This window comes from Serratia sp. SCBI, assembly GCF_000747565.1.
GTDB classification, from domain to species: domain Bacteria; phylum Pseudomonadota; class Gammaproteobacteria; order Enterobacterales; family Enterobacteriaceae; genus Serratia; species Serratia ureilytica.
Genome location: NZ_CP003424.1, coordinates 1,970,711 through 1,995,354, shown reverse-complemented (window position 1 = coordinate 1,995,354; position 24,644 = coordinate 1,970,711). Strand labels below are relative to the sequence as shown.

The window sequence follows — 24,644 nt, the reverse complement described above, 5'->3', positions numbered from 1 at the left end:
GCAACATCATCTTTAATTGACTCAGTTGCTCGTTCACTGCGGGTTACCTTTTATAGCGCCTGATGCCGGGATATTTCCCATAATGACACTCTCGTTAAACCGTTGATGGGAGCAATGGCCGAAGCTTATCAGCGCCATAGATGACGTAATGACTTTTGGTGCGGCCAAATTAGCGATAGGTGCGGTTGGGGGGAATGGAGATCGGGTTGGGATGTAATCGCCAGATCAAAAGTGTGATTTTCGCTCTGGCGACCACACTGGCCAAGCATTGAAACATCTCCCCATGTCCGTTATGTTACAACCATAAAAATTTCGAGGGATGGAAGTGAACAACACAGAGATAGTGGAACGGATAGTAAAAGTCATTGCCTCCCCAGAGACAGTTGTGGGGCTGCTTGACGGCGCAATGTCTGTGCCTGTCGATTTTGGCTATCTAGCTCTGGGCATTTTTGACACAAGCAATCGTCGCAAGATGGAAGACGAACGCATTCGCATGATGCGGGCAATAAAGTCCGGTTTATTGAACTATCATCAAGTTATCAGGACGACTAAAATCATCATCGATGCATTCACCGCGCACATCCCACAAGAGACGCAAGACAAAATATTTAGGGCCGTAGGCTCCGCATCCGCCGGCAGAATGCTTACCACCTCTCTGATTTCATCCAGAATAGTGAATAGCATCATATCAGCAGGTGGTGCGGCCATGATTACCCGAGGTGCAGGCGTTGCTACAAGCTTCACGCTGATGGCTGGCGGAATGATAGAACGAAGCATATACAAATCAATCGGTCTCGAACGTATGCATAGTGTCGTTTACTACAAGCTTAGAAGTGCCGGGAATTTGGACTTTATATACTTTTTAGTTCAACCCTATGTTGATCCATTCATAGAGGCTTTGGCTGTACGTAAAAACCAAGGTGATGCAGAGTTTAATAGATTGCTGAAAAACATTGAGGAAAAAATGAAATGAGAAAAGATAGCATCCATATCCGCATATTCTCTTTTTTCTTTGAATTTTTCTATCAGTTAATCGGAGGAATTGGTTTTTTATTGTGTATCTATTTTTTCTTTAGCTTCGACACGATAACTCAGCGCGTCGTTGCCATTTTATCGACAATAGCAATATTTTGTATCATTTGCTGGCTCGGCGACAGCCTCATCAAAAAGCTACGAGGTTATTGATGCTATCAGGCCGACGAGTGCTGGCCATAATTCATCAATGGGCCTTCTATGTAGAGAACCTCAGCGGGTCGCCGAATACGTAGCGCCGGTGTTCAATCGTTGAGTTGTACGGCATATACACCTGGCAGCACGTACCAACATCACCTCTGCTCGAAACACTTTAGCGTGCAACTACAGCCTCTGGGTAGATGCGCTGGCCACTTAAGCCAACATCTATCCCGACCGTCACTCCCAGTTAAAAAAGTCAATCTATAGCGCCCTCATGTTAAATACAAATTCATTTGTCTCGTAGTAAATTTCACATTGACTAAGATAACTCACATTTACATCATTCACAGGCGAAAAATCAAATACCCCAATAAATTTTAAATATAATCCGGGTCTATTTCAATCACTCACAGTTTTTCTATCGAAGATTTTATTATTTCCATTTCTTCATCTGACGGGGTGACCGTGAATTGAAGCCCTATGATATTCTCATCCATAGTACGAATAGAAGGTATTTCTATACCAGATGAATCACTTAGATCGAGAAACATATCTAAAACACCCTTTCCTTTATTACCTATCCCTGGTCTTTTAAAGTAGATGTTTTTATTACCTTCATGCTTATTCCATCTACCTACGTTATCCCCGACAGTAATTTTACTATTGCTACTTTTATTTAACTGCATAGCTATCGATTTCTTGAGATCTTTGAACTCTTCAAGTAATACCTCATTAAACCCCGCTTCCCTTTCGTCAAGCTTTGAAACTTTGAATGTTCCGAATTGTTTTAGGAAGGTCGAATACTCTGCATCTTCAACAGAACGTCGATATGTCTCCAATATTTTACCTTCCAACTTCTTCTTAAAATCGTTAATAGATTGATATCTAAGATCAGATGGGTATTCTAGATGTTCAATTGCAGATATATCAAATGAGAATGGGGTTTGATTATCCTTTACAATTATGGTCGCTTTATCGAACGCAAGCCTCATACCCAACTCAAACATGACATTAGCGTTTCGTGAACTGATATCACAAATCACAATTGGGTTGCTGTATATATTTTGAACTATTCTTTTGTGGATAACGCCAATGTCATCATCAAAGCTAACCATTCTTGGGTTGAAATTAGCCTTAGATGCGACCTCGCATAAAATATCGTACACATCCCCCCAATGCCTATCAGGATAACCAGGAGTGCTAGCTATTGGCATGATTATTCCGCAAATAGGTTGACCATTAACCCCTTGGTCATCCGAATCAACTTCTTCTATATTACTCGAATTATTAGCCCGCTTCTCTTTTACCATTTTATTACCTCAATAATTATCTCAATAAAATGCATATGTTTGGTACATCTTAATTTTAAGTTAGTTAACAATCAATCATCCAAAGCATAGTTTCTGAAGAGAATAAATACTCTCGGAGTTTATACTGGCAAGTAGAAAATCCAAGTTTAACAATGACAATTGCTCGGCCATGGTTTATGCCCACGATTCGACCGTCAGAGACTTCAGGATAAGCAGCCCCCGATCGAGGAGCATGCGGAGCACCAGCTCGATGCTTTCAGGAGAACACCCCACCCGCAAAAACCCCCCTGATAGTTCGATCCATCCCGACGGGCTAACGAAAAAATTTGTCGCCGCGCGGAAAGCATCAGGTTTGGAATTTCAGGAAAGCCCGCCGACGTTCCACGAGCTCCGAAGCCTGTCCGGCCGCCTGTACGAAAAGCAGAACGACAAGGCATTTGCTCAAAAAGCTGCTGGGGCATACAACGGAAATGATGACGCTGAAATATCTCAAAACGAGGGGGAAAGAGTACGTGATGCTGTAAAAGACCGAATATCAAAATTCGGACATATTTCGGACATTTTCGGACAAACGAAAATAAATCCTTCAAAATCAAAAACTCAAAAAAAGACCGAATACGATTCCTATATTCGGTCTAGGGAAATGGCTCTTGGGAGAGAGCCGTGCGCTAAAAGTTGGCATTTAATGCAGGGCTTGTTCAGCCGTGCACTTTAAGAGTAGCCTACCGCGCCAGTTTTGCCAGCCGCCCGGCGGCCGCGTGATAGTTTCGTGACGAAATAACTATGCGGCAAATGCGCATCAATCTGCGCGCGCTGGGCAAGGCGTTGGCAAACAAGCGGTTAGTCAGCGCACAGCTTCTCGGCGCGTTCGATAAACGGCGCCATGCTCATTTTCTTCCCCGGTTCAGCGGGATCGTCCAGCAGGATCACGTCCAGCGGCTGCGCGCGCTGATGGCCCTTCTTCACCTGCTGCTCCGCCGCGTCGTTGAGCGGGTATTGCATCAGGGTGCTGTTATTCAGCACGAACAGCGCGCCGCCGCTGCGGCACTGCAGCGTCACCTCTTCCTTGGTGAACGCCCACTGTTTGCCGTACTCCAGTTTGGTGATGTTAACCAGTTTGTCTGCCGCCAGCGCGCCGGTCGCGGTTGCCAGCAGCGTAATGCCGAGTAATACCGATTTCATGTGATGGCCTTAAGGTTGCTATTCGCGTCGATTTTCCCGCAGCTTGCCGGCCTGCGGCAAGCTGAAATGTCAAACCGGCGCATAGGTTGCAAATAAACTGACCAGCAGCAGCACCGCCATCCCCAGCCCGACTTCGAGCCAGCAGGCCAGCACCACCCCGCGCTGCGCCAGCGCCGGTACGCGGCTCATCGCCGGCACGATGGCGTAGCGATTGGCCAGCGCCACCATCACCATCAGCGCCACCAGCGCGGTTTTGATCAGCAGCAGGCGCTGATAAGGCGAGCTGAGATTAAGCGGCCAACCGCCGAGTATGATCAGGCTGTTGACGATGCCGGTGACGATCACCGCCGCCACCGCCAGGTGCCCCCAGCGCGAGAAACGGATCAGCGTGGTGATGGCGTCGCTGCGCCACTGCGGCGGCTGCAGGTAGCGCAGGCAAACCAGCAGCGGCGCCAGACTGCCGAACCAGTAACCGGCGGCCAGCAGGTGCGCCGCATGGTTGGCGCGGTGCAGCGCGCCCAGCGCGCCTTCGTGCATCGCCGCGTGGCCGATGAACGCCAGGCTCACCAGCAGCAGCGCTGAGCACAGCGCCAACGCCTGCGCGCGCGGCCGTTCCGGTAGCAGCAGGCTCAGGATCGCCAGCAGCGACAGGCCCAGATGCCAGCGCCACACTTCGCCGAAGGTGGTGCCGAGCACCGCCCACCAAACCTCCAGCCGCCAGGTGTCTTGCCAACCGTCGCCCATCTGCCCAGCCTGAATGGCCAGCAGCGCCACGGCGGAAAGCCCGGCAATCCAGGTGCCGGCAAGCAGCAGCGGACGCACATCGCGGGAGAGGATCGGGGAAAGGCGCTGCGGTGCCAATAAGGCGGTGAACAGACTGATGCCAAACATCAGCATCACCGCCGCAAAGTGCACCAAGCGACACAGAACGAACAGGGTCGCCAAACTCACGATCAGTTTACGGTGAAGCTGTACTGGCCTTTGGTTTTATGCCCGTCGACCGACACCACATGCCAGCTGACGTTGTATTTGCCCGCGCTCAGCTCGCCTTCGATCGGCACGTTGACCTGGGTGTTGTTGTTCGGATCGAGCTGCAGCTTGCCGGTTTTCACCACAGCGTTATCCGGGCCGGTGATTTTCACGCCGCTGAAGTTCGGCTCGATGCCTTCGGAGAAGCTGAGAGTCAGCGCCTTCGGCGCCGGGCTGACGCTGGCGTCGGCCTTCGGCGTTTCCACTTTCAGGTGAGCGTGCGCCAAGGCTTGCTGTGAAGACAGGCCAACGAACAGGACGAAAACGGTGGAAAGCAGGCGACAGGAGGAACGAATTTTACCGATCACAGTGGTATCCCTAATATAAAGAGGGTCATAAGGGTTAAGGCCACAGCCAAGGCGATGTATCAGCGGCCCCAACCCACCGCAAATGATTGCGCCACGGGTAAACAGAAAAACGGGTTGTATCGGCTAACCCGCTGTTTTGACTCTACCATCCCTGTAGCGTATCGCGGTAAATCATAACGAGCACGCCTCAGCAAGTCGAGCGCATCACTGGCATTTTGCGATCCGGCAGCACGTATCGCCGCATAACCGCGATAAACGCAGGGTAAAAAAAACCACGCGTCGGGTTTGCCCCGCGCGCGGTTTTTCAATGTTCAGTCAGGAATCAGGCCTGGCCGTTGCCGCCCTGGCCCATCGCGCCCATTTTCTTCAGGTCTTTGTCGATGAAGAACAGGCCTTTGCCGCTGGTGCCCACCAGCGCCAGCTTATCCAGCACGGATTTGAACAGTTTCTCTTCTTCGTGCTGCTCCGCCACGTACCATTGCAGGAAGTTGAAGGTGGAGTAATCGTGAGAGGACATTGCCGCGTGCGCCAGCTCGTTGATCTGACGGGTGATCAGCTTCTCGTGTTCGTAGGTCTGCTCGAACACGTCCGCCAGCGACTCAAACGCCACCGGCGGGGCCGCGATGGTGCCCAGCAGCGGCAGAGAGCCGGTGTCGCTCAGGTAGTCGAACAGACGTTGCATATGCTGCATCTCTTCCTGAGAGTGCTCTTTAAGAAATGCGGCGGCGCCTTCAAAGCCTTTGTCGCTGCACCATGCGCTCATCTGCAGATACAGGTTGGCGGAGTAGAACTCCAGATTCAGTTGCTCATTCAGCTTTTGAGTCATTTCTTGCGTCAGCATAATCATTCCTTTTATTTTGCAGGTCATGAATTTAATTTCCGCGCATTATGCCCTGTCGCCGTAAAAATAAAAACACCTTATTTACACTCAAATCACATTAATTATAAAAACCATAAATATCAATAAATTAAAATATCACCAATACTTTGAGAATTAACATGAGAATTATTTAGATCTTTTATTTTAATCATAAAGCGAATTATTCTTATTTAAAAGAATAAATAGATTGCATTACTCTTGGATAAATATCGCCCGCCGCCGCGGCGCAACGGGCTTGCCAAGCGCCGCCGGGTGGATTACCTTCTGCGCAGATTCAATGCGGCAAAGTAAGGAGCATAAGGTGGGTTACAATCTGGCCGAGTTGTCCAAAGAAGAAATGGACAGGGTGAATGTGGACCTCGCCGCCTCAGGCGTGGCGTACAAAGAGCGTTACAACATGCCGGTGATCCCGGAAGTGGTGGAGCGCGAGCAGCCGGAGCCGCTGCGCGACTATTTTCGCGAGCGCGTGGCGCACTACCGCGCGGAATCCCACAAGTTTTCGCGTCTGCCTTACGAACCGAAGGCCAAATAACAAAACCCGCCGTTACGGCGGGTTTTTCGTGTCACTTGCCGGCGAACCGGTCGGTGGCGATCATCAGCTGGTGCAAAATGCCCGGTTCATCAAACGAATGCCCCGCCCCTTCCACGATATGCAGCTCCGCCTCCGGCCAGGCCTTGGCCAGATCCCAAGCGTTCTGCACCTGGCAGGCCATGTCATAGCGGCCGTGGACGATCACCGCCGGGATATGGCGGATCAGCGGCACGTTGCGCAGCAGTTGGTCATCGCTCTCCAGGAACCCCAAATGCGTGAAGTAGTGGTTTTCAATGCGGGCGAACGCCAGCGCGAAATCATCCTCGCCGAACGAAGCGGATTCACGGCTTGGCAACAGCGTCACCGTTTCCCCTTCCCACACGCTCCACAGTTTGGCCGCTTCGAGCTGCACCTGCGGATCGGCTGAAGTCAGCCGCTGCCGATAGGCGGCAATCACGTCTTTGCGCTCGTCATCCGACAGAATGGACAGCACGCGCTCCCACTTGTCCGGGAAGAAGCGCGAGGCGCCATCCTGGTAATACCAATGCAGCTCCTGCTTGCGCAGGGTAAAGATACCGCGCAGCACCATTTCACTGACGCGCTCCGGGTGGGTCTGCGCATAGGCGAGCGCCAACGTAGATCCCCAGGAGCCGCCGAACACCAGCCACTGCTCGACGCCGGCCATTTCGCGCAGCCGCTCGATATCGGCCACCAAATGCCAGGTGGTGTTGTTGTCCAGGCTGGCGTGCGGACGGGAGCGGCCACAGCCGCGCTGATCGAACAGCAGCACCTTGTAGCGCTCGGGATCGAACAGCTGGCGATGATGCGCAGAGATGCCGCCGCCCGGCCCGCCATGAATGAAGACCGCCGGTTTACCGTTCGGGTTGCCGCTCAGCTCCCAGTAGATCCGGTGGCCATCCCCAGTGTCCAGCCAACCGCTGTCGTATGCCGCTAACGGCGGGTACAAACCTCGTAATTGTTCCATGGCGCTTTCCGTCTCTCTGTGAGTCATGCTTTCATCAAAGCGGAAGCCGCCCGGCAGGTCAACGGTAAAACCTGAAAACTCGAACGCGCGCCGGGAACTCGGCGCGCGTTTGCTCAAAATCGCAACGACCCGCCTGCAAAATGCCCACAGGCCCGATCAGTTCACGCCTTGTTACGCCTACACGCCTTTACGCATATGCGGCTCGCGCATCTCCTGTGCCGTTTTCGCCTCGATGCTCAGCTCCGCCGTCGGGCGCAACATCAGGCGTGCCAAGCCGATGGGTTCGCCGGTTTCCCGGCAGTAGCCGTATTCGCCGTTCTGCAACCGCGCCAGCGCCGCATCGATTTTCGGCAGCAGGCGGCTTTCGCGATCCAACTGGCGGAACAACAGGCGCAGCTCTTCTTCGCGCGCCGCCTTGTCGGCTTCATCGCCCGTCGCTTCGCCGCTGTCGATCGCCTTCTTCAGCTCATCGATGTGCAGCAGCAGTTTTTGCCGCTCATCCTGCAGCAGCTGGCGGAAAAAAGCCCGTTGAACCGAGTTCATGTAATCAGAATCCGGCATGGCCAGCAGTTGCTGCGCATCCGGTAATGTCATCACTGTCATTGCGTTCTCCGAACCCCAAAAGTGTAATATTATAACATAATAATTATTTTAAGCACCCGGTCATCCAAAAACAAAATTTCACGTGCAAACAGCCGGTTACATACTACTTGCACTTTGTCGCTTGCATCCTGCCGGCTTTAGGCGGTTAATGGCTGAGCAAGCCACCCAATCATAGGTAACGAGAGGCCATCATGAGTAAGGGAATGGATAGCAAAAAAAATGCGAAGAAGAAGCCGTTGAAAACCCCAGCTGAGAAACGTGCGGAGAAACGCGCCAAAAAAGCGCATCCGTCTGGTGAGTAAGCGTCCTTCCATCCGTCATTAAACCCGCCAAGGCGGGTTTTTTATTGCCTCACTGGAGAGATGGCCAATGCCCTGCTTTACCCTCGCCGCAGCCCAATACCCCGCCGCTGCGGCCAATATCGCCTGCAACCTTGAACGTCACCTTGAATTTGTCGCGCAGGCAGCCGAACAGCAGGTGCAACTGCTGGTTTTTCCCGAACTGTCGCTAAGCGGCTATGAGCTGGCCGATGCCGCCGAACTGGCGCTGACGCTGGGCGATCCGCGTCTGCAACCGCTCGCTGCGGCGGCGCAATCGCATCAGATGACGATCATCGTCGGCGCACCCTTGCGCAGCGGCCAGGCGCTGCATATCGCCGCCTTGATCTTTTCCCCCAACGGCGCGGTGGCCGCCTATACCAAACAACATCTGCACGGCACGGAACAGCAACGGTTCTTGCCCGGTAATGGCGGCACGCTGCTGGAAATACATCGGCAACGCATCGCGCTGGCGATCTGCGCCGACACCTCGCAACCCGGCCACGCAAGCGCCGCCGCGCTGGCGGGTGCGCAGATTTATGCCGCCGGCGTGCTGGTATCTGAAGCCGGTTACGCGAAAGACAGCGACGCGCTGGCAGGCTATGCCCGTCGTTATGGCATGGTCACGCTGATGGCCAACCATGCGGCGCTGACCGGAGGCTGGATCCCGGCAGGCCGCAGCGCCATCTGGGATGAAACGGGAGCGCTTTTGATTGCCGCACCGGATGACGCCCCTGGTCTTGTCATCGCCGGCAAGACCCGCGACGGTTGGCACGGCCGCCTGTGCCGGTTAAGCTGAAGCCTGACGGCAACGCGGAGGAAAGCATGACGTTACGCGTAATAGATACCGAGACCTGCGGGCTGGACGGCGGCGTGGTGGAAGTGGCCTCCCTCGATCTGCTCGACGGCCAATTGACCAACCCGATGAGCGACCTGATCAGCCCGGACCGCCCCATCAGCCTCGACGCGATGGCGATTCATCACATCACCGAACAGATGGTGGAAGGCAAACCGCGCATTGCGGTGGCGATCGGCCGCTATCAGGGCAGCCCCTACTATGTGGCGCACAACGCCGCCTTTGATCGCGGGGTGTTGCCGGAGATGAACGGCGCCTGGATCTGCACCCTCAAGCTGGCGCGCACGCTGTATCCGGACATCAAGTACGGCAACCAGTATCTGCGCTACGCGCTGAATCTGGACGTGCAGCTGCCGGCAGACGCCACGCTGTACCCGCACCGCGCGCTGTACGACTGCTACGTCACCGCCGCGCTGCTGCAACGCATCATCAAGGATTCGGGCTGGACGCCGGAGCAAATGGTGCAGATCACCGAACAGCCGGTGCTGCTGAAGAAGTTCAAGTTCGGCAAGTATCGCGGGCAGGAGATCGACCGCATCGCCCAGGAAGACCCCGGCTATCTGCGCTGGATGCTGAAATCCATCGACGATCTGAGCCCGGACATGAAACACACGCTGAAATACTATCTGATTGGCTAACACAGCGGGCGGCTCAGGCCGCCCGCCGCACGCCGTTATTCCGCCAGCGCCAGAATGAAGGCGTACTCCAACGCAATATCCTCATAGGCCTTGAAGCGGCCGGATTTGCCGCCGTGGCCGGCATCCATGTCGGTATACAGCAGCAGCTGCCGGTCGTCGGTTTTCAGCTCGCGCAGCTTGGCCACCCACTTGGCCGGCTCCCAATACTGCACCTGCGAATCGTGCAGGCCGGTGGTCACCAGCAGATGCGGGTACTCCTGCGCTTTCACCTGATCGTACGGGCTGTACTGCTTGATGTAGTCGTAATAGGCCTGCTCGTTCGGGTTGCCCCACTCGTCGTATTCGCCGGTGGTCAGCGGAATGGACTCATCCAGCATGGTGGTCACCACGTCGACGAACGGCACCTGCGCCACCACGCCGTGGAACAGCTGCGGCGCCTGGTTGATCACCGCGCCCATCAGCAGGCCGCCCGCGCTGCCGCCCATCGCGAACACTCGCTTACCGTCGCCGTACCCCTGGGCGACCAGCGTTTCGGTCACGTCGATAAAGTCGTTGAAGGTGTTCTGCTTGTTGAACAACTTGCCGTCTTCATACCACAGCTGCCCCAGCTCGCCGCCGCCGCGAATGTGCGCCAACGCGAACACGACACCGCGATCCAGCAGGCTCAGGCGGCTGGCGCTGAACGCCGGATCCATGCTGCTGCCGTAAGAGCCGTAGCCATACACCATCAGCGGGTTGGCGCCGCGCTGGAAGCTGTCCTGGCGATACACCAGCGAAACCGGCACCTCGACGCCGTCGCGCGCCTTCACCCACACCCGCTCGCTGCGGTAGTTGTCCGGCGTGAAATTCTTCACTTCCTGCTGTTTGAGCATCGTCCGCTCGCCGCTGTCCATGTTCAGCTCGTACAGCGTGGTCGGGGTGGTCATCGACGAATAGCCGTAGCGCAGCAGCGCGGTTTCCGGATCCGGGTTATACGCCAGCCAGGTGGTGTAGGTCGGATCGTCGAAGGCGATGCGCTTCTCTTCGCCGCTTTGCCAGTGGATCTGGCGCAGCAGCGTCAGGCCGGCATTGCGCTCTTCGACCACCAACCAATCACGGAACAGGCTGAAGCCCTCCAGCATCACGTCGGCGCGCGGGGCGATCAGCGTCTGCCACTGCGCTTCGTCCGCCTGCTCGCTCTGGTACAGGCCGAAGTTCTTGCCGTCCTTGTTGGAGCGGATATAGAAATGCTGGTGATAGTGATCGATGGCGTACTCGTGATCCTTGCGGCGCGGCACGAACAGCTGCGGCTTGGCATCCGCCCGATCGGCGTCCAGCAGCAGGATCTCCGAGGTGGTGGTGCTGCTCAGGTGGATCAGAATAAAGCGCTCGGAGGTGGTCTTCTCCAGCCCGACGTAGAAGGTATCGTCCTGCTCTTCGTAAATCAGCTCGTCCTGCTGCGGATCGCTGCCGACTACGTGGCGATAAACCTGATACGGCAACAGCGTCTTGGCGTGCTTGCGCACGTAGTACACCGTCGAGGAATCGTTGGCCCACTCGAAGCTGCCGGAGGTATTTTCCAGCACTTCGTCGGCCCAGCTGCCGTCGGCCAGGTTCTTGAAACGAATGTCATACTGGCGGCGCGACAGGAAATCCTCCGCCACCCCCAGACGCTGATTGTCGGGGCTGACGTCCAGCCCGCCCAGGGTGTAAAACTCGTGGTTCTCGGCGCGTTGGTTGCCGTCGATAAGCACATCCCACTGCTCGCTCTCGGCCTGCGGCTGGCGCACATAAATCGCGTATTCGTTGCCCGGCTCGTAGCGCGTCTGATAGCGATAGCCGTGGCGCACGTAAGGCACCGAATGTTCCTGCTGCGGGATGCGCGCCACCATCTCTTCGTACAGGGCTTCGCGAAGCGTCTGCTGCGGCTTCAACATCGCATCGGTGTAGGCGTTCTCCGCCTGCAGGTAGTCCAGCACCTGACGGTCTGCGCGCTCATCGTCGCGCAGCCAGTAGTAGTCATCCACGCGCGTATCGCCGTGGATAGTGATGGGATAAGGCCGTTTTTCCGCTTTCGGTGGGGTCATCATTGCTAAATCATCCGCTTACATAGATTGCGGCAAGAGTGACACGATTCCCCCCGGCTTGCCAAGCGGCGCTATGCCAGCTCGCGCTTTTTCTCGTTGACGTCGCTCTCGATGCCCTGCTTGACGTCCGCCGGGATCTTCAGCGCCTGCGCCAGCGCATCAAGATAGCCGCGCTCCATAAAGTGATCGACGTCGATTACCAGGCAACTCAGGTAATAAACCTCCAGCGCCTCGTCTTCGTTTTGCACGCTGCGGGCGATTAACGCCGGGTTGAGCGGCTGGTCGAGCGCTTCCTGCACCCAGCCCTGCGCCTCTTCCCCCACCTGCAGCTGCGCCAGGCTGTGATCGATGGCGCGCTGCTCGTCGGCATCGATATGGCCGTCGCTTTTGGCGGCGAACACCAGCGCCTGCACTAAACGCTTGGCGCGCAGATCCACCGGCGTGGTTTGCAAACCGAACTGCGGTTCGTCCTGATGGGTCTCTTTCACCCGCTGCTTGTACTTGTTCCATAGCACCGCGCCCACCGCCGCGCTGCCGCCGATAATCAGCGCATTCTTGCCGAACTTACCCACCAGCTTGCGCGAAGATTTGTTGGCCAACAGCACGCCGACCAGGCCGCCCAGCGCCGTGGGCGCCAGCAGTTTGCCGATGCCTTCTGCCCCGCCCATCGCGCCGGCCTTCTGCCCGATCAACGTTTGAATCTGCTGCATCCAGTTACTTTTCATCATCTACCCCTTGCGTGAGAAAACGCGGCGCGCAGGCGCGGCCGAACCGACGGTAAACCGCCAGATTAGGGGATCTTTTGTCAATTTACGTCTGGGGGATGCAAACCTGTGTTTAGCGGGCCGGGCGGCCCGCCAGGATGGCTGCGGCGTTACGCGTCTTCGTCGCCCGCTTCGTCGTCCTGCTCGTACTCGGCCAGCTCGTCGCGCATCGCCTGGAGGGCGTCGCGGGTCATCAGCGCCAGCGTGCGGTAGAAACCGGTGGTGGCGTGCGCTTCCACTTTGCCGAGGAAGCGGCCGCACCACGGCAGCAGGAACTCGTCGAACAGCGCGATCTGCGCCTGCGCTTCATCTTCCTGCGACTGATCTTCCAGCCAGGACGCCGCCAGCAGCAGCTGGCCGAAATGGTCGGCCGGCGCCTCAGCCAGCGGCATGCCGCGCTGCTGCAGGAAGGCGCGCACTTCAGCCTCGCTTGCGCCTTCGACATAGTCGGAGCGGAACGGCGGCACGCTGCATTCGCTGCCGACGAACATCGCATTGAAGTCGGTCGCCAGTTGGTTGACGTCGCCGCCCTGCTGCAGGCGCTTCAGCAGGTCATCCTGCTCCAGCGGCCAGTGCTGCTGCAGCTTGCCCTCTTTAATCAGCGCGAACAGCGGCACCAACAGCGGATCCTGCGGCTGGCGGTAGAACAGCGTACCCAGCACGCGGCAGACAATCGAAAACTCATTCATGATAAAGCCTTATTCAATACGGAAAATTTTGCCGGGACGATGTCACAAATCGGCCAATTCCGCAATCGCCGGCTTGCCGCGCCGCTCGAGAAAATCCAGCAGCCGGCGCGGGCTGACGTTGAGAATGCGCTCCTGCGGGAAGCCCACCTCTTCGATAATGCGCTCGCAGTGCTCAAAGTTACCCAGCGAAAAGGCGACGTGCGAATCCGAGCCCAGCGCCAGCCAGCCGCCGGCGTCGCGTACCGCGGCGGCGATCGCCCGACAGTTGGCCTCGCTGCCCTTGCGGGAGTGGGTGAACGACGAGTTATTCAGCTCCAGCGCCACCTCGTATTTGGCCGCCGCCGCCGCGACGGCGGGAATGTCGATCGGATAACGCGGGTTGCCGGGGTGGCTGATGATATGCACGTCCCCCTGCGCCATCGCGGCGATCATCGCTTCAGTATTGGACGCTTTATCCTGCGGCGCAAACACTGGCTCATGGAAACCGGCGATGATCACGTCGGTGGCCGTCAGCATCGGGCCGGTGCAGTCGATATCGCCCTGCAGGTTTTTGATGTTGGCTTCGATACCGCGCAAAATGCCCACGCCGTTCACCCGGCGCGGCCAAACGTGCATGTTCATAAAGTGCCAGTAGTGCGGCGCATCGGCCATGTCCGGGCCGTGATCGGTGATGGCGAACAGCTGGATGCCCTTCTGCCGGGCTTCGGCGATGTAATCGTGCAGCGTGCTGTAAGCGTGCGTGCTGGCGACGGTGTGCATATGCAAATCAACGGGATACATTGTTTCTCCTTCCAGAGGGCCTGCCCGCAGCGGTGCGGGCGGGCGCGATGACGGTGTCAGCTTATCAGTTACCGAACGGCGGCTGAAGGATCAGTACCCCCGTTGCCTGTCGACCACGCCGGCAGGGGGATGCCCCGCCTCCAGCGCGCGAATGTTGGCGGCGATCTGATCCATCGCCTGCTGCGGCAACGTGATGGCAGCAATATGCGGGGTAATGGTGACACGCGGATGACGCCAGAACGGGTGATCCTGCGGCAGCGGCTCACGGGCGAACACGTCCAGAGTGGCGGCGGCCAGTTGCCCCTGCTCCAGCGCCGCCAGCAGATCGGCTTCCACCAGGTGCGCGCCGCGCGCGATGTTGATGAGGTAGGCGCCCGCGCTCAACTGTGCGAACAGCTCGCGGTTGAGGATGCCAACGGTCTCCGGCGTATTGGGCAGCAGGTTGATCAGCAGTTTGACGCCGTCGAGGAAGGCCGCGCGCTGAGTCTCCCCGGCGAAGCTTTGCACGCCGTTAATCTGTTTGGCGCTGCGGCTCCAGCAGCGCACGCTAAAGCCAAACTCGGTCAGCTTACGCGCCACGCTCTGCCCCAGCACGCCGGCGCCGAGGATGCCGATGGTGAAATCATCCAGCGAGTGCGGATCGAGCGGCTGCCATTCCTGCCGCTGCTGCAACGCCTGATACTCGTCGAAACGGCGGAAATAGCGCAGCACATAGCTCAGCGCATATTCCTGCATCTGCTGCGCCATGCCGGTATCCTCCAGCCGCAGCAGCGGCACGCCGGCGGGCAGCGTGCCGGGGTGTTTGCGCTCCTGATCGAGAATGGCGTCGACGCCGGCGCCGAGGGCGAACACCGCTTTCAGATCGCGGCGGTTGGCTAACATCTCGTGCGGCGGGCGCCATACCAGCGCGTAATCCGCCGGCCGCTCGTCGCCGCGCTGCCATTCGCGGATCTCGGCCTGCGGCAGGCGTTGCTTGATGCCGGTCAGCCATTCCTGGGCGTTAAATAAGGGATGGTAATAGATGATGTTCATACTGCGGGCTCCCGTTTGTTTTTATTGGTTTTCCTTCAGCCTTCCGCGATTCATCGCCGGATGCAAGCGTTAAAGCCCAAAATAAAAACAGCCCCGACCAGTGGGGCTGTTGTGCATGTGCGCAAAATCAGGCGGCAGACGCGCCGTCGCGCCGGATAAGACGCCGCAACAGCGGAATTAAAATCAGCATCGCCACGCCGACGCCCGTCGCCCCCCAGCCCAGCGCGCTGAAGATTTCGCTGTAGCCGGGATTGGTTTGCAGCGGCGTACTGCCGCTGTTTTCCGGCATCAGGCCGGATACGTAGCCCGCCAACACCGAAGCGACGCCGGTCACCATCATCCAGCAGCCCATCATCACACCCTGATAGCGCGGCGGCGCCAGCTTGCCGATCATCGCGTAACCGATCGGCGAGATCATCAATTCACCGACGCTTTGCAGCACATAGCTGATGACGATCCATTTAAACGCCACCAGCCCGTCGCCGCCCGCCATGCTGATGCCCAGCGGCAATACCAGCATGCCGAGCCCGATGCAAAACAGCGATCCGGAGAACTGCAGCGGAATGTCGATGTTGCAGCCGCGAGCGCGCAGGCGGTTGAACCACCAGGCCAGCAGCGGGCCGCCCACCACGATCACCAGCGTGTTGATGTTCTGGATCCACTGCGGCGCCACCTGAATGCCGTAAACGTTCAGATTGATGTTGTGCTCGGAGAACAGCATCAGCCCCATCGGCGCCAGCTGATACAGCGCCCAGAACACCAGCGACCCCAGCGCCAGGATCAGATAGGCCGCCATTCTGCGGCGCTCATCGCGCGGATGGTGGCGCAGCGTCACGACGCACAGCATCAGGAAGATCAGCGCGCCGAGCACGATCACGAAATGGCCGCTGAACTCGGCATGGGTCAGCATCACGCGGATAATCGGCACCAGCGCCACCAGCACCGCCAACCCGACCAGCATGCGCCAGCGGTATTGGCTGCGGCTGGCGTCGTGGAGCGGCGTATTGAGATCGGCCAGAATGCGCCAGCGACAGACGGCGACGATGATCGCCGCCGCGTTGCCCAGCGTGGCGAACAGGAACAGCGCGCGATAATTTTCCGTCAGTTGGAAATACCCGGCCACAGTAAAGCCAACGAAGAACCCGAGGTTCATGCCGGCGTAATTCCACAGGAACGCCGATTCGCGCCGATCATCGTCCGGTTTGAAACGCTGGGTGAGCATCATATTGATGCAGGTCACGTTGAGACCGCTGCCGGTCAGGAACATCGCCAGCCCCCAGTACAACCCCCACACGCCCGCGACGGCAATCAGCGCGCAGCCGAACACCTGCAGCACCATACCGAGCACGAACAGATTGCGGTTGCTGAGGAAACGGCCGCCGAGATAGCCGCCGAACATGTGCAGGCCATAGTTGAAGGCGCCGAACACGCCCATCATGGCATTGGCGCTGCTTTCGTTGAAACCCAATCGCTTGGTGGCGTACAGCACCAGCGTGGAATAGAGCACGGCGAAACCCAGCGTGGCGAAGATCTGGATGAAGAACAGCGCCCCGCGCCGGGGGAATGGCATGGCGCGCTTGCGGCGCCGGCATGGCATCTGAAGGAGTCAAAACGAACCTCTACTGCATTATTATGTAATGAGTCTGTCCCTGTCTGCGGTATCGCCGGCCTGTCAACCGGCAATCTGCGCGGCGACGTGATGTTCCTTGCCAAAAACGCCGCGCCGACATGATTCCATTTAGCGACACATCTGACTAATAATCCAGTATTAATGCATATAACAGCAAACAACCCAACCTCAATGGCGAGATATTGAGCTATCTGTACAGAAAAAAGTCAAACAATCGGCTTTCACGCATTTTGCTCGCTGCCGCCCTGTCCGCCGGCGGCCGAGAGTCAGGATATCGTTCGGTAAATCAGCAAATTGCTGCAAGTTTGGCTAAACAGTCATGAGAATGAAATAAGAGGGTTGACGCTGAGATCAGATTCTCCTACATTAGCGCCCGTCGACAGCGCAAGGCGTTATCGGCAACAAAACGGTGAGGTGTCTGAGTGGCTGAAGGAGCACGCCTGGAAAGTGTGTATACGCGAAAGTGTATCGAGGGTTCGAACCCCTCTCTCACCGCCAAATTCAAAGAGAAAGCCTGGATTCGCGTCCAGGCTTTTTTTTTGCATGGCGCACCGCCGAGAGGGGTGAGAAGCCTCGACAGGGTTCGACAAAACGCCCGCGTTTTGGACCGCCAACGGCGGCCCGTAGGGTGAGCGCAGCGAATCAAGCCCTCTCTCACCGCCAAATTCAAAGAGAAAGCCTGGATTCGCGTCCAGGCTTTTTTTTTGCATGGTGCACCGCCGAGAGGGGTGAGAAGCCCCGACAGAGTTCGACAAAACGCCCGCGTTTTGGACCGCCAACGGCGGCCCGCCGCGAACGCCTCCCGCCTTACGCTGCCGAGGTTCCCCTTTTTCTCGGTTCTCCTCGAACCGCCTCTCTGATTTTCTCGCCCTTTCATGACTTCTGACGTGTAGTTCGCCGCAGTTTTCAACAAAGTGAACACGGCTTGAGCGGACAAGCAAAAACACAGAAATTATTCTTGACCGGATCGGCCCCACTCCCTATAGTAGCGCCCCGTTGCAGCGATGATTTCGCAACAAAAAAATATGGTGAGGTGTCCGAGTGGCTGAAGGAGCACGCCTGGAAAGTGTGTATACGCGAAAGTGTATCGAGGGTTCGAATCCCTCCCTCACCGCCATATTCTACGAAGAAGCCTGAACTCGCGTTCAGGCTTTTTTGTATGCATAGTGCACCGAGCGGGAGGGTGAGAATCCTCGACAGGGTTCGACAAAACGCTCGCGTTTTGGACCGCCAACGGCGGCCCGCAGGGTGAGCGCAGCGAATCAATCCCTCCCTTACCGCCATATTCTACGAAGAAGCCTACCATCACTTTCCTGATGGGTTTAATTTAAAAACCACTTAAATTAAACTCTATTTTCTTGAGAACGTCTCGGCAATCACGTCAAACGTATTTACTTAGAGTAAATGTAGAGATATATTTATCCCATTAGCATCTTTCTACTTAGATGATTAGATAAATATATGCATTATCAACTCAACAAAAAATAAAAATAGGTTAAAAATGAAATCACAAACAGCAAAAAATTTTTCTGAATTTGTCGATATAGTGGAGAGACTTGGCAATGATTCGGAGCTGATGCTATTCAGGGGGCAAGCAGAAAAAGGTAATTTACTGCCAAGTATAGCGCGAAAAAATCCAAAAACCGACTCAACAAGTGCTGAGCAAGAATTAATAAAAGAGTTAAAGCGAATGGGCGCATCGATTCTACCTAAAAATGATCTTGATGATTGGGATCTCTTAGTAATAGCACAACACTTCGGCATGAAGACTCGGTTATTAGATTGGACTAGCAATCCACTTGCAGCCTTATTCTTTGCATGTAATGATTGGAAAAAAGGGGATGTTTATGTTTATGCACTGGATGCAAATCGATATCTGAAAGAGCCGCAAAAAGGACCATTTGACACAGGAAGAACACAGGTTATAAGGCCAAAGTTAAATAACCCTAGAATTATCGCGCAGCATGGTTGGTTTACTGCACATAAGTACTCAAAATCCTCTAAGAAGTTCGTTCCCCTGGAAAAAAACAATGAAATATCAGAGTCAGTTCAAGAAATAAAAATCCCAGAAGATACCAGGGAAAACTATTAAAATCTCTAGACAGACATGGTGTCAGTAGCCGAACCTTATTCCCTGATTTGGAAGGGCTCTGTAAATATATAAACTGGAAAAACGAGACAAACTAATATCAAAACTTAACTGTAAAAATTTCGAGTTACTCAAAAAGTCATTTAGATGCTAACAAAAAAAGCCCGAACGCAAATTCAGGCTTTTTTATTCCCACTGCCAAACCGCTCAGTGGTGCGTGCATCTCACCGCCGTCGGCTGCGCCAGTGCGCGGCGCCAGTCCCCCGGCGTTTGGCCGAACTGGCGTTTGAAGCTGCGGTTGAACGACTGCTGTGAGTCGAAGCCGAGCGAGATCGCCACGCTGACGATCGGTTCGCCGCTGTTGGCCAGGCGCTCCGCCGACACCTTCAGTTTTTGCATGCGGATATACTCCCCCAACGCATAGCCGGTCTGACGCTTGAACATGCGCTGCAGATGCCATTTGGAGTAGCCCGCGCGGTCCGCTACGGTGTTGATATCCAGTTTTTCTTCCAGATTGTTGTCGATCCACGTCTTCAAATCGGTAATGAAACCCGTCGTGTTCATGCTGATGCTCCCATCATGTCGGCAGGGTCCCCCTCTGCCCAGTGCGCATACGTTGCAACAGTTTCGCTTTAAATGCAATTTTTATTATTGCATTTACCAGAAAGCCGCCTCTATACTCCACCCAATTAATGTAACCGATATTGATACATTAATGTGACACCAATATGTTTCAAAACCTAACGTTGCGCCATGACAAGGCGCGGCGCCCCTTCCGCCGAACGCCGGCATGAAGGGAAAAGCCCGGAAAACAGGGCTGGGTATGGGGCCAGACAGCGCTTACTTATCGGAATAAAAATAATGCCAAATCAACCAAACTCATCGTTCAACGCCGGCGGCCGCACGCGCGCCTTCGCTCTGGGCCAGCGGCTCTCCGGGGTGGCGCTGCTGGCCGCCCTGCTCGCCGGGTGTGACAACAGCGTCGCGCACAACGCCCCGCCACCGCCGCCGGTGGTCAGCGCCGCCAGCGTGGTGGTCAAACCGATCAGCCAGTGGGATGCGTTCAATGGCCGGGTCGAAGCAGTGCAAAGCGTACAGCTGCGCCCGCGGGTTTCCGGCTACATCGAGCGGGTCAACTACACCGAAGGCGACGAGGTGAAGAAAGGCCAGGTGCTGTTCACCATTGACGATCGCACCTACCGCGCCGCGCGCGAACAGGCGCAGGCGGAGCTGGTGCGGGCGCGCAATCAGGCAGCCCTCGCGCGCAGCGAATCTTCGCGAACCGAGAAACTGATCGGCACTCAGGCCATCTCGCAAGAGGTGTGGGAACAGCGCCGTTCGTCCGCCGCGCAGGCGCAAAGCAACGTGCTGGCGGCGCAGGCCCAGCTCGATATGGCGCAGCTTAATCTCGACTTTACCCACGTCACCGCCCCGATCGACGGGCGCGCCAGCCGCGCGATGATCACCGCCGGCAACCTGGTCACCGCCGGCGACAGCGCCAGCGTGCTGACGACGCTGGTATCGCTCGATAAGGTTTACGTCTATTTCGACGTGGATGAGGCGACCTTCCTGCGCTATCAGCAGCAGGGCCGACACGACGCGCGCCTGCCGGTGAAGGTGGGCCTGGTGGGCGAAGACGGCACTCCGCATCAGGGGCTGGTGGACTTCACCGACAACCAGTTGAACGCCGGTACCGGCACCATCCGCATGCGCGCCCTACTCGACAACCGCGATCGCCGCTTCACGCCGGGGCTGTTCGCCCGCGTGCAGATGCCCGGCAGCGCCGAGTTCAACGCCATGCTGATCGACGACAAAGCGGTGATGACCGATCAGAACCGCAAGTTCGTTTACATCGTCGATAAAGACGGCAAGGCGCAGCGCCGCGACATCGACGTGGGCCGGATGGCCGAAGGATTGCGCATTGTGCAAAAAGGCCTGGTGAACGGCGATCGGGTGATCGTCGACGGCATGCAGAAAGTGTTTATGCCGGGCATGCCGGTCGACGCGAAAAGCGTCGCCATGACCACCACCGCGTCCGCCCTTAACTAAGCTCCCAGCAGAGAACTCTGACCCATGGACTTTTCCCGTTTTTTCATCGACCGGCCGATCTTCGCCGCAGTGCTGTCGATACTGATTTTTGTCGCCGGGGTGATCGCCATTCCGCTGCTGCCGATCAGCGAGTACCCGGACGTGGTGCCGCCCAGTGTGCAGGTGCGCGCCGAATACCCGGGCGCCAACCCGAAAGAGATTGCTGAAACGGTGGCGACGCCGCTGGAAGAAGCGATCAACGGTGTCGAAAACATGATGTACATGAAATCGGTCGCCGGCTCCGACGGCGTGCTGGTGACCACCGTCACCTTCCGTCCGGGCACCGATCCCGATCAGGCGCAGGTGCAGGTGCAAAACCGCGTGGCGCAGGCCGAAGCGCGTCTGCCGGAGGATGTGCGCCGCCAGGGCATCACTACCCAGAAACAGTCTCCGGCGCTGACGCTGGTGGTGCATCTGGTATCGCCTTCCGGCAAGTACGACTCGCTGTACCTGCGCAACTACGCCACCCTGAAGGTCAAGGATGAACTGGCTCGCCTGCCGGGCGTCGGCCAGGTGCAGATCTTCGGCGCCGGCGAATACGCAATGCGCATCTGGCTCGATCCGAACAAGGTCGCCGCGCGCGGGCTGACCGCCTCCGACGTGGTGAGCGCCATGCAGGAGCAGAACGTGCAGGTCTCCGCCGGCCAGCTCGGCGCGGAGCCGATGCCGACGCGCAGCGACTATCTGCTGTCGATCAACGCCCAGGGCCGCCTGCAAACCGAAGAAGAGTTCGGCAACATCATTCTCAAGAGCGGCGATAACGGCGAGATCGTGCGGCTGCGCGACGTGGCGCGCATCGAAATGGGTTCCGGCAGCTACGCGCTGCGCGCCCAGCTCAATAACAAGGATGCGGTCGGCATCGGCATCTTCCAGTCGCCGGGCGCCAACGCCATCGAGCTGTCGGACGCGGTGCGCGGCAAGATGGCCGAGCTGGCGACGCGCTTCCCGGACGGCATGAGCTGGAAATCGCCGTACGATCCGACGGTGTTCGTGCGCGATTCAATCCGCGCGGTGGTGGACACCCTGCTGGAAGCGGTGATCCTGGTAGTGCTGGTGGTCATTCTGTTCCTGCAGACCTGGCGCGCCTCGATCATTCCCCTGTTGGCGGTGCCGATCTCCGTGGTCGGCACCTTCGCCGCGCTGTATCTGCTCGGCTTCTCGCTCAACACCCTTAGCCTGTTCGGGCTGGTGCTGGCGATCGGCATCGTGGTGGATGACGCCATCGTGGTGGTGGAGAACGTCGAGCGCAACATCGAAGAGGGGCTGTCGCCGCTGGCGGCGGCGCACCAGGCGATGCGCGAGGTCTCCGGCCCGATCATCGCCATCGCCGTGGTGCTGTGCGCGGTGTTTGTGCCGATGGCGTTCCTCTCCGGCGTTACCGGCCAGTTCTACAAACAGTTCGCCGTCACCATCGCCATCTCGACGGTGATCTCCGCCATCAACTCGCTGACCCTGTCGCCGGCGTTGGCGGCGCGCTTGCTGAAGCCGCACGGCGCGCCGAAAGATCTGCCGTCGCGCCTGATCGACCGGCTGTTCGGCTGGTTGTTCCGGCCGTTCAACCGCTTCTTCGCCAGCGGCTCGCAGCGTTATCAGCACGGGGTATCCCGCGTGCTGGGCCGACGCGGCGCAGTGTTCGTCGTCTACCTGCTGCTGCTGGTCGCCGCCGGGGTGATGTTCAAGACCGTGCCCGGCGGCTTTATCCCGACGCAGGACAAGCTGTATCTGATTGGCGGCGTGAAGATGCCGGAAGGCGCCTCGCTGGAGCGCACCGATGCGGTGATCCGCAAGATGAGCGCCATCGGCCTGAGCGTGGACGGCGTCACCGATGCGGTGGCCTTCCCCGGCCTGAACGCGCTGCAGTTCACCAATACGCCCAATACCGGCACGGTGTTCTTCGCACTGGAGTCATTGAGCACCCGTACCCGCACCGCAGCGCAGATCAACGCCGAGATCAACGCGCGCATTTCGCAGATCCAGGAAGGTTTCGCCTTCTCGATCATGCCGCCGCCGATCCTCGGCATCGGTCAGGGTTCCGGCTATTCGCTGTACGTGCAGGATCGCGGCGGGCTGGGTTACGGCGCACTGCAGACCGCGATCAACACGATGTCCGGCGCCATTATGCAAACGCCGGGCATGGGGTTCCCGATCTCCTCTTATCAGGCCAACGTGCCGCAGCTGGACGCCAAAATCGATCGCGACAAGGCCAAGGCCCAGGGGGTGCCGCTCAATGCGCTGTTCAGCACGCTGCAGACCTACCTCGGTTCGTCTTACATCAACGACTTTAACCGTTACGGCCGCACCTGGAAGGTGATGGCGCAGGCCGACGGCCAGTTCCGCGACAGCGTGGAAGACATCGCCAACCTGCGCACCCGCAACGACAAGGGCGAAATGGTGCCGATCGGCAGTATGGTCAGCATCGGCACCACCTACGGCCCGGATCCGGTTATCCGCTACAACGGTTTCCCGGCGGCGGACCTGATCGGCGACGCCGATCCGCGCGTCCTCTCCTCTACCCAGGCGATGAGCGCGCTGACACAGATGGCCGGCAAGCTGTTGCCGAACGGCATGAACATCCAGTGGACCGATCTGAGCTACCAGCAATCGACCCAGGGCAACGCCGCGCTGGTGGTGTTCCCGGTCGCGGTGCTGCTGGCGTTCCTCGCGCTGGCGGCGCTGTATGAAAGCTGGACGCTGCCGCTGGCGGTGATCCTGATCGTGCCGATGACCATGCTGTCGGCGCTGTTCGGCGTGTGGCTGACCGGCGGCGACAACAACGTGTTCGTGCAGGTCGGATTGGTCGTTCTGATGGGGCTGGCCTGCAAGAACGCTATTCTGATCGTCGAGTTCGCCCGCGAGCTGGAAATGCAGGGCAAAGGCATCGTCGAGGCGGCGCTGGAAGCCTGTCGCCTGCGGTTGCGACCGATTGTGATGACCTCCATCGCCTTCATCGCCGGTACCATCCCGCTGATCCTCGGCCACGGCGCCGGCGCCGAAGTGCGCGGCGTCACCGGCATCACGGTGTTCTCCGGCATGCTGGGGGTCACGCTGTTCGGGCTGTTCCTGACGCCGGTGTTCTACGTCACCCTGCGTCGCCTGGTGGCACGCAAAACGCAGACGCAGACGGCGTAATCCTCGTCTTAACATGCAAAAAGGTCGGGCATTGCCCGACCTTTTTTTATGCATGCGAACCGCGATTATTTATCGGCGGTTTCGGCCTCTTGCGCGGCGGCGTATTCCGCACAGGCGCGCTTGTCGCCCCGCTCCAGTTCGGCCAGCGAGTCAGCCACGGTGTGGCGCGCCAGCACCGCGAGCGAAGCCTGCTCGGCCTCGTTCACCACCGATTTAAAATACCAACAGGCGTTGGCGCTCACCAGGCAACGGGCCGGCACTTCAGGGCGTGAGGCCCAGATGCGCTTGTCGTCGATCACCGCCAGGTAGATATCCCGCAGGGTAATCTCTTCCGCCGGGCGGCCAAGGTGGATAGAGCCGTTTCGGCCCAGGGTGGAAACGATGATGCCGTCTTTGGTCAGCGGCACCATCAGTTTGCGGATAAAGCTCGGGTTAGCTTCCAGAGTGGCGGCGAGCGTGGCGCTCGTCGAACGCATGCCCTGCTTCTCAGCTACGGCGACGCTAAGGACCATTTGCAACGCTGTCGGAAAGCGAAAATCTAACATGTCGTTATCTCTGCGAGAC

General features: G+C 57.5%; 22 protein-coding genes, 2 tRNA genes, 1 other RNA gene and 1 pseudogene. 11 read left to right on the top strand and 15 right to left on the bottom strand.

Annotated elements, in window-relative coordinates:
- Positions 1-319: 319 nt before the first annotated feature.
- Positions 320-973, top strand: a complete 654-nt coding sequence (locus tag SERRSCBI_RS09300; protein WP_042784228.1) for a hypothetical protein — start codon at positions 320-322, stop codon at positions 971-973.
- 607 nt (positions 974-1,580) lie between these two features.
- Here SERRSCBI_RS09300 and SERRSCBI_RS09290 read toward each other — a convergent pair.
- Positions 1,581-2,483 carry a hypothetical protein gene (locus tag SERRSCBI_RS09290; protein ID WP_049866671.1) on the bottom strand — a complete coding sequence of 301 codons (903 nt, stop codon included), beginning with the start codon at positions 2,481-2,483 and terminating at the stop codon, positions 1,581-1,583.
- A gap of 250 nt (positions 2,484-2,733) precedes the next feature.
- Here SERRSCBI_RS09290 and SERRSCBI_RS25345 point away from each other — a divergent pair, with 250 nt between their 5' ends.
- Entirely contained in the window at positions 2,734-3,198 is a 465-nt protein-coding gene (locus SERRSCBI_RS25345) for a hypothetical protein (protein ID WP_369795921.1), read from the top strand.
- A gap of 125 nt (positions 3,199-3,323) precedes the next feature.
- On the opposite strand, the gene SERRSCBI_RS09285 is transcribed toward SERRSCBI_RS25345, so the two are convergent.
- The 4 genes from SERRSCBI_RS09285 to ftnA all read right to left on the bottom strand — a co-directional run bounded on the left by SERRSCBI_RS09285 (position 3,324) and on the right by ftnA (position 5,843).
- A complete protein-coding gene (locus tag SERRSCBI_RS09285; RefSeq protein ID WP_016928154.1) occupies positions 3,324-3,665 on the bottom strand; it encodes a YebY family protein in 342 nt (113 codons plus the stop codon).
- A gap of 69 nt (positions 3,666-3,734) precedes the next feature.
- Complete coding sequence (gene copD / locus SERRSCBI_RS09280; protein WP_042784225.1) at positions 3,735-4,616, bottom strand: copper homeostasis membrane protein CopD; 882 nt, start codon at positions 4,614-4,616, stop codon at positions 3,735-3,737.
- Between the two features lie 2 nt (positions 4,617-4,618).
- Entirely contained in the window at positions 4,619-5,002 is a 384-nt protein-coding gene (yobA, locus tag SERRSCBI_RS09275) for a CopC domain-containing protein YobA (protein WP_004940886.1), read from the bottom strand.
- A 322-nt stretch (positions 5,003-5,324) separates the two neighbouring features.
- Positions 5,325-5,843, bottom strand: coding sequence for a non-heme ferritin (ftnA, locus tag SERRSCBI_RS09270; RefSeq protein WP_033642716.1), 519 nt, complete (start codon positions 5,841-5,843; stop codon positions 5,325-5,327).
- A 340-nt stretch (positions 5,844-6,183) separates the two neighbouring features.
- On the opposite strand from ftnA, the gene SERRSCBI_RS09265 reads away from it, so the two are divergent.
- On the top strand, positions 6,184-6,414 hold the full coding sequence (locus tag SERRSCBI_RS09265) for a DNA polymerase III subunit theta (RefSeq protein ID WP_033642715.1): 231 nt from the start codon (positions 6,184-6,186) through the stop codon (positions 6,412-6,414).
- A 31-nt stretch (positions 6,415-6,445) separates the two neighbouring features.
- On the opposite strand, the gene pip is transcribed toward SERRSCBI_RS09265, so the two are convergent.
- Together pip and dksA are read right to left on the bottom strand one after the other, a co-directional pair.
- Positions 6,446-7,399, bottom strand: coding sequence for a prolyl aminopeptidase (pip, locus tag SERRSCBI_RS09260; RefSeq protein WP_033644252.1), 954 nt, complete (start codon positions 7,397-7,399; stop codon positions 6,446-6,448).
- A gap of 177 nt (positions 7,400-7,576) precedes the next feature.
- Positions 7,577-8,002 (bottom strand): RNA polymerase-binding protein DksA, encoded by a 426-nt coding sequence (gene dksA / locus SERRSCBI_RS09255; protein WP_033652008.1) that lies wholly within the window; start codon positions 8,000-8,002, stop codon positions 7,577-7,579.
- 369 nt (positions 8,003-8,371) lie between these two features.
- Here dksA and SERRSCBI_RS09250 point away from each other — a divergent pair, with 369 nt between their 5' ends.
- A complete protein-coding gene (locus SERRSCBI_RS09250) occupies positions 8,372-9,118 on the top strand; it encodes a carbon-nitrogen hydrolase family protein (RefSeq protein ID WP_042784223.1) in 747 nt (248 codons plus the stop codon).
- Between the two features lie 26 nt (positions 9,119-9,144).
- Positions 9,145-9,813: an exodeoxyribonuclease X gene (gene exoX, locus SERRSCBI_RS09245; RefSeq protein ID WP_033644251.1), complete on the top strand. Its 669-nt coding sequence runs from the start codon at positions 9,145-9,147 to the stop codon at positions 9,811-9,813.
- Positions 9,814-9,848: 35 nt separating this feature from the next.
- Here exoX and SERRSCBI_RS09240 read toward each other — a convergent pair whose 3' ends face one another.
- From SERRSCBI_RS09240 to SERRSCBI_RS09215, 6 genes and pseudogenes are all read right to left on the bottom strand, one after another.
- Positions 9,849-11,882 (bottom strand): S9 family peptidase, encoded by a 2,034-nt coding sequence (locus tag SERRSCBI_RS09240; RefSeq protein WP_033652006.1) that lies wholly within the window; start codon positions 11,880-11,882, stop codon positions 9,849-9,851.
- A 68-nt stretch (positions 11,883-11,950) separates the two neighbouring features.
- On the bottom strand, positions 11,951-12,604 hold the full coding sequence (locus SERRSCBI_RS09235; RefSeq protein WP_033642711.1) for a tellurite resistance TerB family protein: 654 nt from the start codon (positions 12,602-12,604) through the stop codon (positions 11,951-11,953).
- A gap of 149 nt (positions 12,605-12,753) precedes the next feature.
- The gene (locus SERRSCBI_RS09230; RefSeq protein ID WP_033642710.1) at positions 12,754-13,332 is read right to left on the bottom strand and encodes a molecular chaperone; all 579 of its coding nucleotides are present in this window, start codon (positions 13,330-13,332) and stop codon (positions 12,754-12,756) included.
- A gap of 42 nt (positions 13,333-13,374) precedes the next feature.
- Positions 13,375-14,112, bottom strand: coding sequence for a phosphatase (locus SERRSCBI_RS09225; RefSeq protein ID WP_033642709.1), 738 nt, complete (start codon positions 14,110-14,112; stop codon positions 13,375-13,377).
- Between the two features lie 90 nt (positions 14,113-14,202).
- Positions 14,203-15,144, bottom strand: a complete 942-nt coding sequence (ghrA, locus tag SERRSCBI_RS09220) for a glyoxylate/hydroxypyruvate reductase GhrA (RefSeq protein WP_042784222.1) — start codon at positions 15,142-15,144, stop codon at positions 14,203-14,205.
- Between the two features lie 127 nt (positions 15,145-15,271).
- A pseudogene (locus tag SERRSCBI_RS09215) lies at positions 15,272-16,736 on the bottom strand (peptide MFS transporter).
- A 446-nt stretch (positions 16,737-17,182) separates the two neighbouring features.
- Here SERRSCBI_RS09215 and SERRSCBI_RS09210 point away from each other — a divergent pair.
- From SERRSCBI_RS09210 to SERRSCBI_RS24045, 4 genes are all read left to right on the top strand, one after another.
- Positions 17,183-17,272, top strand: a tRNA-Ser gene (locus SERRSCBI_RS09210).
- Positions 17,273-17,801: 529 nt separating this feature from the next.
- Positions 17,802-17,891 (top strand) — tRNA-Ser (locus SERRSCBI_RS09205).
- A gap of 46 nt (positions 17,892-17,937) precedes the next feature.
- Positions 17,938-18,057, top strand: a non-coding RNA gene (locus tag SERRSCBI_RS24050) — RtT sRNA.
- Between the two features lie 218 nt (positions 18,058-18,275).
- On the top strand, positions 18,276-18,866 hold the full coding sequence (locus SERRSCBI_RS24045; RefSeq protein WP_084587957.1) for an FRG domain-containing protein: 591 nt from the start codon (positions 18,276-18,278) through the stop codon (positions 18,864-18,866).
- Between the two features lie 204 nt (positions 18,867-19,070).
- On the opposite strand, the gene SERRSCBI_RS09200 is transcribed toward SERRSCBI_RS24045, so the two are convergent.
- Positions 19,071-19,427, bottom strand: coding sequence for a helix-turn-helix domain-containing protein (locus SERRSCBI_RS09200; RefSeq protein ID WP_033642706.1), 357 nt, complete (start codon positions 19,425-19,427; stop codon positions 19,071-19,073).
- A 297-nt stretch (positions 19,428-19,724) separates the two neighbouring features.
- On the opposite strand from SERRSCBI_RS09200, the gene sdeA reads away from it, so the two are divergent.
- Both sdeA and sdeB read left to right on the top strand, forming a co-directional pair.
- Positions 19,725-20,912, top strand: a complete 1,188-nt coding sequence (gene sdeA / locus SERRSCBI_RS09195) for a multidrug efflux RND transporter periplasmic adaptor subunit SdeA (protein ID WP_042784221.1) — start codon at positions 19,725-19,727, stop codon at positions 20,910-20,912.
- Between the two features lie 24 nt (positions 20,913-20,936).
- Positions 20,937-24,080, top strand: coding sequence for a multidrug efflux RND transporter permease subunit SdeB (gene sdeB, locus SERRSCBI_RS09190; RefSeq protein WP_042784219.1), 3,144 nt, complete (start codon positions 20,937-20,939; stop codon positions 24,078-24,080).
- A 65-nt stretch (positions 24,081-24,145) separates the two neighbouring features.
- Here the strand turns inward: sdeB and SERRSCBI_RS09185 are convergent, their stop codons facing one another.
- The gene (locus tag SERRSCBI_RS09185; RefSeq protein ID WP_033642703.1) at positions 24,146-24,625 is read right to left on the bottom strand and encodes an Rrf2 family transcriptional regulator; all 480 of its coding nucleotides are present in this window, start codon (positions 24,623-24,625) and stop codon (positions 24,146-24,148) included.
- Between the last annotated feature and the right edge of the window lie 19 nt (positions 24,626-24,644).